General features: G+C 58.0%; 11 protein-coding genes and 3 pseudogenes. 5 read left to right on the forward strand and 9 right to left on the reverse strand.

The genetic code is table 11. The features are described from left to right. Nucleotides 1–318 precede the first annotated feature (318 nt). Together NVV77_RS21805 and NVV77_RS01020 are read right to left on the reverse strand one after the other, a co-directional pair. Entirely contained in the window at nucleotides 319–420 is a 102-nt protein-coding gene (locus tag NVV77_RS21805; RefSeq protein ID WP_367178581.1) for a hypothetical protein, read from the reverse strand. Then, nucleotides 417–1,067: pseudogene (locus NVV77_RS01020) on the reverse strand (sodium:calcium antiporter). Before NVV77_RS01020 ends, NVV77_RS21805 begins: the two are co-directional and overlap by 4 nt. Before the next feature lie 1,229 nt (nucleotides 1,068–2,296). Here NVV77_RS01020 and NVV77_RS01025 point away from each other — a divergent pair. Next, nucleotides 2,297–3,154: a transposase gene (locus NVV77_RS01025; RefSeq protein WP_295409858.1), complete on the forward strand. Its 858-nt coding sequence runs from the start codon at nucleotides 2,297–2,299 to the stop codon at nucleotides 3,152–3,154. Here NVV77_RS01025 and NVV77_RS01030 read toward each other — a convergent pair. Next, nucleotides 3,089–3,808 (reverse strand): hypothetical protein, encoded by a 720-nt coding sequence (locus NVV77_RS01030; protein WP_295409860.1) that lies wholly within the window; start codon nucleotides 3,806–3,808, stop codon nucleotides 3,089–3,091. The two genes, NVV77_RS01025 and NVV77_RS01030, sit on opposite strands and share 66 nt — an antisense overlap. Before the next feature lie 130 nt (nucleotides 3,809–3,938). Between NVV77_RS01030 and NVV77_RS01035 the strand changes: the two genes are divergently transcribed. From NVV77_RS01035 to NVV77_RS01045, 3 genes are all read left to right on the forward strand, one after another. Beyond that, the gene (locus NVV77_RS01035; protein ID WP_295409862.1) at nucleotides 3,939–4,841 is read left to right on the forward strand and encodes a LysR family transcriptional regulator; all 903 of its coding nucleotides are present in this window, start codon (nucleotides 3,939–3,941) and stop codon (nucleotides 4,839–4,841) included. A 1,472-nt stretch (nucleotides 4,842–6,313) separates the two neighbouring features. Further along, a complete protein-coding gene (locus NVV77_RS01040) occupies nucleotides 6,314–6,715 on the forward strand; it encodes a VOC family protein (RefSeq protein ID WP_295409864.1) in 402 nt (133 codons plus the stop codon). Nucleotides 6,716–6,793: 78 nt separating this feature from the next. Further along, entirely contained in the window at nucleotides 6,794–7,375 is a 582-nt protein-coding gene (locus NVV77_RS01045) for a hypothetical protein (RefSeq protein WP_295409866.1), read from the forward strand. A 416-nt stretch (nucleotides 7,376–7,791) separates the two neighbouring features. Here NVV77_RS01045 and NVV77_RS01050 read toward each other — a convergent pair. From NVV77_RS01050 to NVV77_RS01060, 3 genes and pseudogenes are all read right to left on the reverse strand, one after another. Continuing rightward, nucleotides 7,792–8,842 (reverse strand): annotated as a pseudogene (locus NVV77_RS01050) (ABC transporter ATP-binding protein). 292 nt (nucleotides 8,843–9,134) lie between these two features. Continuing rightward, nucleotides 9,135–9,761 (reverse strand): alpha/beta hydrolase, encoded by a 627-nt coding sequence (locus NVV77_RS01055; protein WP_295409868.1) that lies wholly within the window; start codon nucleotides 9,759–9,761, stop codon nucleotides 9,135–9,137. Continuing rightward, nucleotides 9,758–10,240, reverse strand: a complete 483-nt coding sequence (locus NVV77_RS01060) for an NAD(P)-dependent oxidoreductase (protein ID WP_295409871.1) — start codon at nucleotides 10,238–10,240, stop codon at nucleotides 9,758–9,760. The genes NVV77_RS01055 and NVV77_RS01060 overlap by 4 nt, the downstream gene beginning before the upstream one ends. A 28-nt stretch (nucleotides 10,241–10,268) precedes the next feature. Between NVV77_RS01060 and NVV77_RS01065 the strand changes: the two genes are divergently transcribed. Continuing rightward, nucleotides 10,269–10,640: a hypothetical protein gene (locus NVV77_RS01065; RefSeq protein ID WP_295409872.1), complete on the forward strand. Its 372-nt coding sequence runs from the start codon at nucleotides 10,269–10,271 to the stop codon at nucleotides 10,638–10,640. 234 nt (nucleotides 10,641–10,874) lie between these two features. Here NVV77_RS01065 and NVV77_RS01070 read toward each other — a convergent pair whose 3' ends face one another. From NVV77_RS01070 to NVV77_RS21810, 3 genes and pseudogenes are all read right to left on the reverse strand, one after another. Continuing rightward, nucleotides 10,875–11,135, reverse strand: coding sequence for a substrate-binding domain-containing protein (locus tag NVV77_RS01070; protein WP_295409874.1), 261 nt, complete (start codon nucleotides 11,133–11,135; stop codon nucleotides 10,875–10,877). A 19-nt stretch (nucleotides 11,136–11,154) separates the two neighbouring features. Further along, a complete protein-coding gene (locus NVV77_RS01075; protein ID WP_295409876.1) occupies nucleotides 11,155–11,532 on the reverse strand; it encodes a substrate-binding domain-containing protein in 378 nt (125 codons plus the stop codon). A gap of 232 nt (nucleotides 11,533–11,764) precedes the next feature. Next, nucleotides 11,765–11,968 (reverse strand): annotated as a pseudogene (locus NVV77_RS21810) (LacI family DNA-binding transcriptional regulator); the annotation flags it as partial. Between the last annotated feature and the right edge of the window lie 11 nt (nucleotides 11,969–11,979).

Genomic DNA, 11,979 nt, shown 5'->3' on the forward strand with positions numbered 1-11,979 from the left:
CGGCAGCTTTAAGCGGTTTTAGCTCGTAAGCCTCGACCGTCCAAAACGGGGTCGATTGGGCCGACACTTGTTAGTCTCTCCCACATAGGCAAGCGCATCAGGAAAAACACTGTCGCTCGAACCGTATTCATCGCAATCCTAAGGCCATAGCCACCACACATACCCAATATAAACCTATCACAAGGACGCCGCCCCCCAACGCGCGCCAGGCGTCGCCCAGATAGGCGAACAACAAGACCAGCGCCGACACCGCGACCATCACAACATTATCGAAACTGGCAATCTGCTCCGGCACCTGAGATGGCGCAATTATTGCCGTCACACCGCACCGATACCCAAAATATTGTAGATGTTGGACCCGATGATGTTGCCAAACGCGACATCAGCCTCGCGCCGGACGGCGGCGACAAGGGACGTCACCAATTCTGGGCATCGACGTGCCTACTGCCACTATGGTGAGGCCAATCACGGTCTCGGAAATGCCTGCCGACCGACAAGGTCCACAGCGCCATTGACGAGAAAGGCGGTATCCCCCAAAGGACGACTATCGCCAAACCTGTCAGTGACGTTGCAAGCGGTAGAAGGACAGAGCTGCCGGGAGATTTCCTGCGGAACAAGTGCAGTATCGCCATTCTGGGCTGCGAGGCTCTTGTCAGTAGACGCACCATAGAGCGGGTGTTGCTGCGCTCTTCCTGACGAATTGCGATGCAGATGTATGCTCCCAAAGCGGCCACGAACATGAGGCCAACCAGTCGCCCCAGTGGAAACAGCGGCGAAAGAAGTGCGAATACAATGGCCACCGCCACCATCAGCACGGCGTCTCGGCGCAGCGCTGACGATTGCACCACAATCGGGGTGAGCATAGCCGATGCACCCAGGATCAGCAGCAGGTTGGCGATGCTGGAGCCCACAATATTGCCGAAGGCGATCCCAGGAGAACCGTTTTACCGCCGCCTGCACCGAGGTGACCCAGTTCGGGGCGTCGAGGTGCCGAAGCCGACCAGCGTCAGCCCTATGATCAACAGGGGATACCCTAACTGGCTCGCGACCCGCACGGCGCCTCGCACCAGAAGGTCGCCGCCAACCAGAAGTAGAACCAACCCCCGATGATCATAAGCCAAGTCTTACCTAACAAACCTCCCAATCAAACTCGCTAACAGCGCAAGTCAGCAGAGGGTTGCGAGGTTCCCGCATTCCCCCTGGCGGACGCCTGACCCCTGTGCCGCAATAATCCGCCGGTCGGCTCTTAGGCGCGTCGGCTCCACGGAAGGACGGCACCGAAGAAAGGAACAATAGCAGATCGTGACCTCCGTTAGAAAACGAAAGCTAATGGCACCCTTAGAGCATCCCACCATGGTATTTTACGGCTGCTTCCAGGGCGGTTTGTCAGACCAGTCAGCGACTAGTTTGGGGCTCGGGATCTGCCGCTGATAAGCCTGCCATATTCGTTCTCTTCATGGCCGCTTCCGGCCAGAGGAGAAATGTGAAAGGGTATCCCAGCATTACGACCCTGCTGCTGCAGGAAGACCTGCTTGGAATGCCGGTAGGCAGGTTGGCGCTAAACGTGCGTTGAAGGTCAGACAAATCTGGTCAATTCGCTTCTTCCTTGACCGAGAGGGAAGGATGAGGGACCGAGCACTTTTGACTTGGCTATCGACAGCAAGCTTCGAGGCTGCGATCTGGTGAAGATCAAGATCGGCACGCTCGTGGCGGGACCTGCATCGAACTCGGTCGATGGTAATCCAGCAGAAAGACAGGGAGACCCCGTCCAATTCGAGATCGCCGCTGACAAGGGCCAGCCTGCTTGCTTGGCTTGAGCGACGCGGAGGGGACGGTCGATGACTACGCCTTTTCCAAGCCGTGTAGTGCACGATGGTCATCTGAGCACCCGCCAATACGCCAGGCTGGTGGACGAGTGGGTCACTGCAATCGGGCTGACACCTGAGGAATATGGCACCCATTCGCTGCGGCCGTACAAAGGCGTCGCTCATTTTACAAAGCCACAGGCAACCTTCCGCCCAACCAATACTTCAGGCCATAGCAAGATCGAGAACACAGTTCGTTACCTTGGCGGATGTCGACGACGCTTTGTCGTTGTCAGAGGCAACCGAAATCTGAGCAAGCGACTTCGCCGGCAGCCGGTTGTGCTTCGTCGGCGAAGCGCCCCTTTCTGGCCGTTCGACTGCCGCTTGCGGCGTCCCGAAAAGCATAGGTAATCCGGCTCGCTCTGACATGGAGGCGAGCCTCCCTGATATAGTCGCTGGTCTTTGGACCACCGCGAAGCAGGGAGACTATGATGGGACATTATGTTGGTGTTGACGTTGGCCTGCGGTCATCGTCGCTTTGCATTATCGACGAGCAGGGCAAGGTATGCCTTGAGCGTGAAGTTGCCTCGGAGATCGATGAGATTGCCGACGCGATAGGAGGCTTTTCTGAGCATGTCGATGGCGTTGCGCTGGAGACCGGCAACCTTACGCCATGGCTGACGGCGGGTCTGCGGGCAGAAGGTTTCCGGGTTGTCGTTATGGAGGCTCGCCAGGTGAAGACGACCCTGTCGAGCCTGCGTAACAAGACCGACCGGAACGATGCACGCGGCATTGCCCAAATCCTGCGCACCGGTTGGTACCGCGAGGTGCATGTGAAGAGCCTTGAGAGCCAGAGGCTGAAGACGCTGTTGGCAGCACGCAGAGCTTTGCTCCGGCGGCGGATAGACCTCGAGAACGAGGTCCGTGGACTACTCAAGGTCTACGGCTTCAAGCTGCCAGCACAGATCTATCATGCCCGGTTCGAGGATATGTCGCGCCAGGCCGTTATGGCCGATCCAGCACTTGCCGAAGCGCTTGGTCCGCTGCTGGATGCCCGCGGTCATCTTTACCGCGCGTTTCTCGAGATCGATAAGCGTGTCAGGTCCATCGCGCATGATGAAGGCGCGGACATGTTCCCGCCGATAGCCGCCCTTTCCAAGCCGGAGGCGAGTGCGAGCTTCGCTTGCCAGTTCCGGCACGGCCGCTTTGGCGTGAATCTAAATTCAAACAGCAAAGCGCCCGATGGGTTGCACCGGGCACTTCTTTCTCAAGTCACCTCGAGATTACTTGGTAGCGAGGATTTCGAAATTGTGGACGTTTGCCACCACACCGTCGTCCCATCCACCTGAGATCAATTCTGAAGCCTTTTCATTCAGGAGTCCGGCGACTTGTCCGGCAAAGTGCGCTTCGCGGCCAGAGTTGTCGGCAAAGATGTCGAAGATGGCGAAGTTGGTCTCGTCAATCTGCAGCGCCGCCCAGAACAATGTTTTGGGTTCAGTTTCTGCGACGATGGGGCCGGCGGCGGTCAGCAAGGCTGCCAATTCGGGGCCTTTACCTGGAGCAGCTTTGAGCTTGATGTAAGTTGCGGTCGTTGCCGTGGAGAGATCAACCGGCGCCTTGACCGACAGGACATCGGAGTTGTTGATATTCGCGACAACACCGTCGTCCCATCCGCCGTAGACCAGCGCGTCGGCGTTTTGGTTCAAAGCCGCCGCAACCGCTCCTGAGAAGTGAGCGTCGCGTGCTTCTTCGTCTGCGAAGATGTCAAAGATTGCGAGCGTGTCATCGGCTTGCAGAGCAAACCAAAGGACGGTGCCCGGCTCTGTGTCCCGCACGATCGCTGCGGCACCAGCCAGAAACTCCGCGAAAGCTCCGGTCTGGCCTTCGGCGGCCGGCATGGCGATGTAGCTGGCTGTATGATTTACCATTGGGTTGTCCTGTGCAGTTGCAGAAGTTGTGATCAGCGCCAGTGCGGCGACTGTCTGAAGGATTTGCGTTTTCATGGTCGTCTCCTGATTTGAAGTGCTTCAGGTTTGGTTTCGATGCACTTTTGTCCCATGCCGAATGCGCCCGAACCCAATTCCGAAATTCTATTCTTTGATAGACATTGACTATTGAAGTTGGTTTGATGGTGTGGCTGAAGATGTAACGGAGAATGCGGCGATGGAAATGAACCAGATCAGGTATTTTCTCGCTGTCTGCGAGCACCGAAACTTCACCCACGCAGCCAGCGCCTCCAATGTCTCCCAGCCTTCCTTGACGACTGCGATCAAGAAACTTGAAGACGAGCTTGGAGGTGACCTGTTTGTCAGGGACCGTGCGGGATGCAGGCTGACGACGCTGGGAAAACTCATGCAGCCAAGATTGCAGAAGGCTCATGATGAGACGAGACAGGCGAAGGCGGAGGCTGTCCGTCATATGCGCTTGGAGCGGGTGCCAATCTCTGTCGGTGTCGGAGAAACGATTGGCCACAACAGGATTTCGGCAGCTATGGAGCGTACTCGTACGCGATTGCCGCAAGCCGAAATAGAATTGATCGTTGCGCCAACCCCCGAGCTTCTTGCCGGGTTACGAGATGGTGAATTTGACGTTGTAGTCACCGCAGAGAAGGTCAGTGAAGACCTCTATCGTATAGACCATCTCTATGAAGAGGACTACAAGGTCGTGGTGTCAAAGTCGCATCCGTTGTCTGAACTAAGTGCGATCTCTCTTTCGACTCTTGCTAAAACTGACATGCTTGACCGCCTAAATTGCGAAATGCGGGATGTTTTGCATGGGACCTGCGCGGATCATGGTCACGAACTCTACGCGGCCTATCGGTCAAATCGGGTGGATTGGTTAGTTGAACTTGCTCGGCAAGGGTCAGGTGCGGTGATCCTGCCAGCCACCGCTATTCCTTCGGACATGGGCCTGGTGTCGAAACCCATCGATGGTCTTGAAATATCAAGAACTGTTTTGGCCCTTCGATATCGGCACCAAACGACGAGACCAGAGACAAATGATCTGATCCGTGAGATGACGCGCACGCTGGCGTAGTGAGGTCGGTAATCGACATTCGCCCATCGTGCAGCAATCGTCACTTTGGGCTCAGACCAGACTTTCGCGGCATCACGCTCGAACGTCCGTTCTACTTTTCTTCGAGACCTCGCCAGCAATCCGCCACTTAGCGCTGGAGAAATTGCGCCAGATTGCGGTGAAGGTCACAGCGAACCACACCCATTGTGTGCGGTGATAGTCGTCGGTGACGAGGCCGTACTCTTCAAGAAGCCACCGCGCCGCGTGAGGCGACCTTCGGCGCGGGTAACAGTGGGTGGGTTCTTTTCAATCTTGAGGAGCCGCTTGTGACCTGATGACCTCTTCAGCAGACGTCCCCGACTTTGCCGTCGGGTGGAAGTGAATGAACGGCAGATTTCGGGCGCCGAACGCGGCGCTCCGAACGGATACAATGGGGTCGGATGCCGCACGTCGGCTTTCTCAAATTCCTCGCCGAAACCGGACAGTCCGGAACCGGCCCCAACTGAGCCGTTGGCGCGCCCGCGGCTCGAATGGCCGCTTTCCATCATGCGGTCACCGAGAGCGGACAGACCGCTCACGGCCCCCCAATCGGCCGCCTCCTACCCTCGCAATCTCATGTCCGCTTTTGCAGCGCTCCGACCAAATGCTGTCAGTCCGCATTCTGCCCCCAAAGTGCCGCCCGCACCATCCCGCGCCCGATGACTGATTTCCCCAGGGCGGCGACAAAAGCCGCCTGACTGCTCTCGGCCCCCCTTCTCAGTCAACCGCGTTGGTGGAGGACAGACAGGCCGCTTTTATGCCAAGTTTGCTGGAACGCACGAATAATACAGGTTCTGCTCAACGTGGTCGCCTGCCAGACTCTAGCCCCGCACCGCTTTCAAAGTTGGTGCCCCTTGTTTTCCGCATCAGTCGATCCATACCGTTCGTTCGACCGAAGCGGCCCCTCGCACAGTGCTGGCGTGCGCACCGGGCGTCCCACCTACCCTTCATCTGCTGTCATTTCGGTAGCAGACACGCTCCAATTCAACATCATTGACCTTCTAGTGCCATGTCTCATTCGTCACAGCAGCGTAGCCGTAAACTACCGGCCCCTCGTCTTTCACACACTACGCACCTTCGATGCCAAGAAACACGCCAAGTTGCGCCCTAACCCATTGATGATTAATGTATTTGCAGAGCCAAATCGTCATGAGGCGCGAGGTTGCGCAATTGGCGGCGTGTTCGTTTCATTCGTTGCGAGTGTCGGCACGAAGGTGCACCCTGCCGTATATCCCTCACGAGTGAAGCCGCCTTCCGTTGCGGCTGACCTTTCGTCGACGCGAGATGATGTGGAGTCGAGGCGGCGCCCACCGTTCCTCGCTCTACGTTCGACCATCAGGCTTATGGCGGTGATGGGGTGGTTTCCAGTGTGTCGGCTTTCGTACATGATGGTCGGCGAGCAGACACGATGATGTGGCTATCAGGCTTTCCGTGGGCGTCTGCGAGGAGGAACCGTGGCAGTCCAATTGCACCATGTATCGCTGGTTACCGCCGATCCTGAAGTATCTGCGGATTTCTATCAGTCTGTCTTCCAGCTGCAGCGGCTGCCACGACCGCCTTTCAAAATCGAAGGCGTATGGCTCGACTGTGGGCCGAGCCTCCAGTTGCACCTCACCAAGCACCTGTCGGGAAACTTCAGAACGCGGGGTGTCGACAACAATGACGTCCACTTCGCACTTCGAACCGATGATTTTGAAGGCGTCCTTGCCCGCCTCCTGGCGGTAGGCTTCCGGGAGGATGCAACAGACAATGACGCGATGAAAATTCTCGTCAACCGCTCGGGTATGGCTGGGTTTCTCCAGCTCTACGTGATGGATCCCGACCGTAACATCATCGAAGTCAACACATCGACGTAGATGTCGTCAGAATAGGGGTGGTTTGCGGAAGGGCTGGTTTCAGGCACAATCTAAGACAGTGCATCCAAGGACCGCGCAATGGCCACCGTCTCGAAAGTATTGAATTCGGATTTGAACAGACCATTCGCCCTGTTCGCAATTCTCTTGTGCCTTCCGTTCGCCCTTGCCGGAGGAGCGGCAGCCATTTTTTTCGTGGTGATGCTTTTTTCGGGAACAGTGACCGCGGAGCCTAGGTCGCTTTTGCTCTTGTTGCCTGCGATTTTGGGCGGCGCGTGCGTGCGACTAGCTGGAGTTCTTACACGCGACCTCTTGCTTCCGAGCCCTTTGCTGCAGATTGACAGCGCCGGTATCCTCGATCGACGTTTGGGATGTGGCCTGATCTCTTGGGGAAATGTTTCGAAGATTATCTCTCTGGACCCGCAACAAGCCGGCTTCCTAGTCGAAGTCCATACACCAGTGAATGCAAATTTCACCCGGATGCGTGCCGGGACACTCGGCATTATCTGGCGGTTGCCCCCGTCTACGGTTTACGTCGCCATGCAGCAGGCCATGGGGCCCCATGTTGCGACTAGTGATTTACTGTCGATCGCTCGGGAACACGGCGTACCAACATCAACTCTGCGGATAAGCAAGATCACTGGTCGCTCAATCCCGGTTTAGCTTGCCAATAGCGCACCGCCTCGCCATGTCCGCTCCTAGGCAGCGTGACAAAAAGCCTGATCGTCTGGAATGGGGTCGATGACCGACCAGCGCTTCCGGGGTGGATTTCGGACAGGCAGCTTTTCGGCGGTCAGAGACGAAGCCAGACAATGGAGTCGCGAATTGCCACCGGGATAGAACCTGACGTGGTATCGGATCGGGGGCTCCCCGCCTTTGCACGGCACGGATGCAGCTTTTGGCGGCGCGCTTCGAACAGCTTGGCCTGACTGACCACGAGATCGCGGGAATGCCTCACGACACCAGGCGGATGCATGCTCGGCGTGACAAAAAGGCGCTGACGGGTTGCTACTTCAGCCCGGCAGCCCATTTCAAGTACCGAAAGCGATCGGCAGGAGGCCCAACCGCCCTACTTTGCACTAGCCTAGCTGGGATACTCGGCGACCATCTTCATCGAAGAAGTGCAGCTTCTCCAGGTTTGGTTTGAGGTTGATCCGGTCACCGGGCCGCACCTCCAGCCGATCCTTGAATACGGCAGTGATCTGCTGCCCTTGGGCTCTAGCGATGATCAGCGTCTCTGAGCCGGTTGGTTCAACGACGACAACCTCGCAGGCGATGCCATCGGGACCTACCTCGAAATGCTCCGGGCGCATGCCGCATAGTTTGGCTCGTTCCAGTTGAATGCCGGTCTCAAGCAAATAGCCGCCGGTCAACTGAAAGCCACTGGCCTGCGTGACTCCCTCAAGGAAGTTCATGGCTGGCGAGCCGATAAACCCGGCAACAAAAGTGTTCCGTGGTGCATCATAGAGCTCTAGGGGGGTGCCAATCTGCTCGATACGACCATCGCGCATCACCACGATCCGATCTGCCAAGGTCATGGCCTCTACCTGATCATGGGTCACGTAGACCGTGGTGGTCCCCAGGCGTTGATGTAGTTCCTTGATCTCGGAGCGCATCACCACGCGAAGTTTTTGCGTCGAGGTTGGAAAGAGGTTCGTCAAAAAGGAATACCTGCGGATTCCGCACGATAGCCCGACCCATGGCAACGCGCTGGCGTTGGCCACCCGACAACTGGCGCGGAAAGCGGTCGAGGAGATTCTCGAGGCCCAGAATACGGGCCGAATCCCTCACCTTGGTCGCAATCTCGTCCTTGCTCGCGCCCTTGAGCTTGAGAGCGAAGCTCATGTTGTCCGCGACCGTCATATGCGGATAAAGCGCGTAGGACTGGAACACCATAGCAATGTCCCGCTCTTTCGCCGGCAGATCGGTCACCATGCGATCCCCGATCCACATTTCGCCCGAAGTAATGTCTTCAAGACCCGCGATCATGCGCAGCAACGTGGATTTGCCGCAGCCCGACGGACCGACCAGAACAAGGAACTCTCCATCCCTGACATCGATGGAAACGGACTTGATAATTTCGACTGCGCCGTAGCTCTTGCCGACGGCATCGATCTTTACTTCGGCCATGAGGGCCCTCCCAAGGAGCAGCAGATCGCGTGGCGTCACATGAGATCGTGCTGTGTGATGGTTATTTTCGGACGCGGCCATTCTTTCCATGGCGCCTGTTGATGGGCTCGAGGGCAGATGACGATCGAGGAAGGCATCCGTCAGTTTGTGAAACAGTTCGCGGTCATCACGCCTGACGAAATGGCTAGCACCGCGGACAACGGTCACCTCTGCACCAAGCGCCCGTAGGATCGCCCTGTGGTTAGACGTCATCCCGATCTTGATCGTGCCAGTCAGGACCTGAATGGGAATTCTAGAGCGAACCAAATCGGCGATCAGTGTAGTCCATCCGCGTGAGGGGGATGACATGGCCGTTGGCAACAAGGGCAATATCTGTATCGTCCTTGGCGCGCGCCCAGGCCTCCAGTTCATCCTCGTTCCATTGAGGGAAGATCGCCCGAATTTCCTCGATGCGCTGTGCAGGGCTCAAAGCCTTCATGCGCCATAATTCGAGCTGCGCACGGCTGGCCACCTGCGGGTTTTGAAACTGGTTGACGGGCAGGCGCCAGAACGGGTCCTCCAGGATCACAGCGCTGACACGCTCCGAGAGCCGTGCGGCGACGGCCGCTGCGGCAGTGCCACCGGCAGAGTGCCCAAAAAAAACGAGCGGCTTACCCTGCGGCAATTGCCATAGATCGACCACCTGCAGAATGTCTTCCACTATGACATCGCCGGCATGGCCTTCGAGCAGGTCTTCAGACCAGCGCTCAGAACCCGAATGTCCTCGAGGGTCGATGCCGAGCACATCGAAGCCTCGGGTAGTCCAGTGGCGCAAGGTCGGAAGCATTGCTTCTACCGACTCGATGAGGCCGGGCAATGCGATCAGCATCCCGCGCGCACCGCCCACCGAGGGCAGCCAGGTTGTGCGCAAAATCGTCATGCTGCGGTCTCGGGAAAGGCCAGCGGCTGGCCATGAACAATCCGGCTGAGTTCGCTGGCAACATGCTCCCCCATGCGTCCAATTTCTGGGCCCATGGAGCCAGAGATATGCGGGGTCAGGAACACGTTGGACAGGTCATAGAGCGGATGGTCGGCAGGCAGGACATCGGGGTGTGTTACGTCAAGGATTGCGTCGATACGCCCGCTCGATAGCTCACGCACCAGGGCGTCCTGATCCACGACCAGCCCCCTCGAGGTATTGATCAGAGTCGCACCGTCTTTCATCAGCGAGAGATGGCGCGCGTCGATCATCCCCTGCGTCGTCTCATTCAAGGGGGGATGCAGGCTCACGATGTCGCTGGTCGACATGAGCTCATCGAGAGAAACCAACTCCGCGCCGAGCAGTCTTGCTTGAGCTTTGGAGACGTAAGGATCGTACAACCGCACCGATACTTCTAAGTCGCCGAGGCGCTCGAGCACGATCCGACCGATACGCGATGCACCCACGATGCCGATGATTTTTTCCCCTGTTCCCGGCAAAGGGAAATTCGGACTCCCGATTTATGAAGTCGCGGCGCACCCGATAGAGGTTTTGCGTGCGAAAGGCCTGTTTGTTGGCGAGAATAATCATCGCAAAGGTGTATTCGGCGACCGGAATCGCGTTGATCCACCCTGCATTGGAGAGTTCGATATTGCGGCCAGCCAGCGGCGGCAGAAAGTGTGCGGCCTGCCCACCTGCATGGAGAACGTAGCGAAGGCGGCGGGCAGCGTCGAGCTGATCCTGCGTCAATCGCGGAGCACCCCAGCCGGTGATCAGTACGTCGATTTCCGCGAGAGCTGCCCTGGCTTCGTCACCCTCAAGGTCGGAGAACACAGCTGAACTCGCCGCCCTAGCGCCCGTCGCGGTCAGCGCCGCGAGCCCGGGGCCATAGAGCATGTCGGCCACGTGCGTCGGATCCATCACGACCAGAAATCTCACACCAGACACCGATAAATCCGCGCTTGGTGCCGAACTTGGGGCAAGCCGATCGTGGATGAGCATGAGTGTTCCGCCGTCTAGAAGTTGCACGCGAGTAATGCGTGAAACTAGTTACATTAGCAGACTTTTGCAAGCCTATGATTTGGGCCTGGATGAGGACTCGCGTTTCATGAACGTGGTTGGCAATAGGACGTGTCGCGGCGGCGCCAGGTCGAGGGCGATTTCGGCTGCCCGTACGCCGAGCTCGAAGAAAGGCGGATGCACGGTCGACAGCGCCGGGGTCAAGTCAGCGACGAGCGGAGCATCGTCGAACCCGATGATGGAGAGATCCTCAGGCAACCTGATCCCGAGGCTCCGGGCCGCTCTATAGGCGCCGATGGCAATATTATCGGTCATGGTGACGATTGCCGTCACATTAACCCCCGGATTGCAGGAGCTCCTCTGCTGCCTGCGCTCCGGCAGCTTCTGTGTTGGCCGCCACTCGCACCAGCTCGGGGACAATCGCAATTCCGTGGTGACGCAGCGCCGTTTCGTAGCCGCCTAGACGCAGGTCGGCAGTGGTCATGCCCCTGCCCTCCCCAATATAGGCGATACGCCTGTGCCCAAGCCGCACAAGCTCGTCCACCCCCGCCGCCACACCTGCCGAGTGGTCGTAGTTCACGCTGATCAGATCGGGATGTGCAGCAATGGGCGGCCGACCGCAGAGGATCAGCGACGCCTTCACCTGCCCCAGGTCGCGCGCATATTTTGCTGCGCGCTCGTCGAATGAGGCATCGCTCTCGGTCGAGCCCACGAGCAATACGGCCCTGACGCGTAGTTCCCGGAAGTGTGCGGATCAGATCGTCTTCGCGTTGGGCATCGCCTTCGGTCGCTGACATGAGGACCATGTGGCCATGTCTTCCAGCAACACTTTCGACGCCCGCCGCAAGCGAAGCGAATGTCGGCCCGATCATCGCGCGAACCACGAACGCGATCGATTGTCGACCGCGCCCCATCATCGCACGCGCCAACCCGTTAACGACGTATCCAAGCTCCTGCGCCGAGGCGAGCACCCGGTCCCGGCTTTCAGGTGCAACGTTGGGATTGTCTGCAAAAACACGAGAGGCAGTCGCCACCGAGACGCGCGCATGCGCAGCGACGTCCTTCAGGTTCACTGGGCTGATGCGATCAGGTCCACGGGTGCCACGCGAAGTCTTCTTGGGGGCTTTTTCTGTGCTCATTCCTGTCATCTACCGCCTCG

It is taken from the genome of Devosia sp. (genome assembly GCF_024707125.1).
Lineage (GTDB): Bacteria > Pseudomonadota > Alphaproteobacteria > Rhizobiales > Devosiaceae > Devosia.

Excerpts from the sequence above, each read along its gene's own strand:
- NVV77_RS01025 (WP_295409858.1), top strand. The coding sequence starts at position 2,297 with ATGGGACATTATGTTGGTGTTGACGTTGGCCTGCGGTCATCGTCGCTT.
- NVV77_RS01030 (WP_295409860.1), bottom strand. The coding sequence starts at position 3,808 with ATGAAAACGCAAATCCTTCAGACAGTCGCCGCACTGGCGCTGATCACA.
- NVV77_RS01045 (WP_295409866.1), top strand. The coding sequence starts at position 6,794 with ATGGCCACCGTCTCGAAAGTATTGAATTCGGATTTGAACAGACCATTC.
- NVV77_RS01055 (WP_295409868.1), bottom strand. The coding sequence starts at position 9,761 with ATGACGATTTTGCGCACAACCTGGCTGCCCTCGGTGGGCGGTGCGCGC.
- NVV77_RS01065 (WP_295409872.1), top strand. The coding sequence starts at position 10,269 with ATGCCGATGATTTTTTCCCCTGTTCCCGGCAAAGGGAAATTCGGACTC.
- NVV77_RS01070 (WP_295409874.1), bottom strand. The coding sequence starts at position 11,135 with ATGACCGATAATATTGCCATCGGCGCCTATAGAGCGGCCCGGAGCCTC.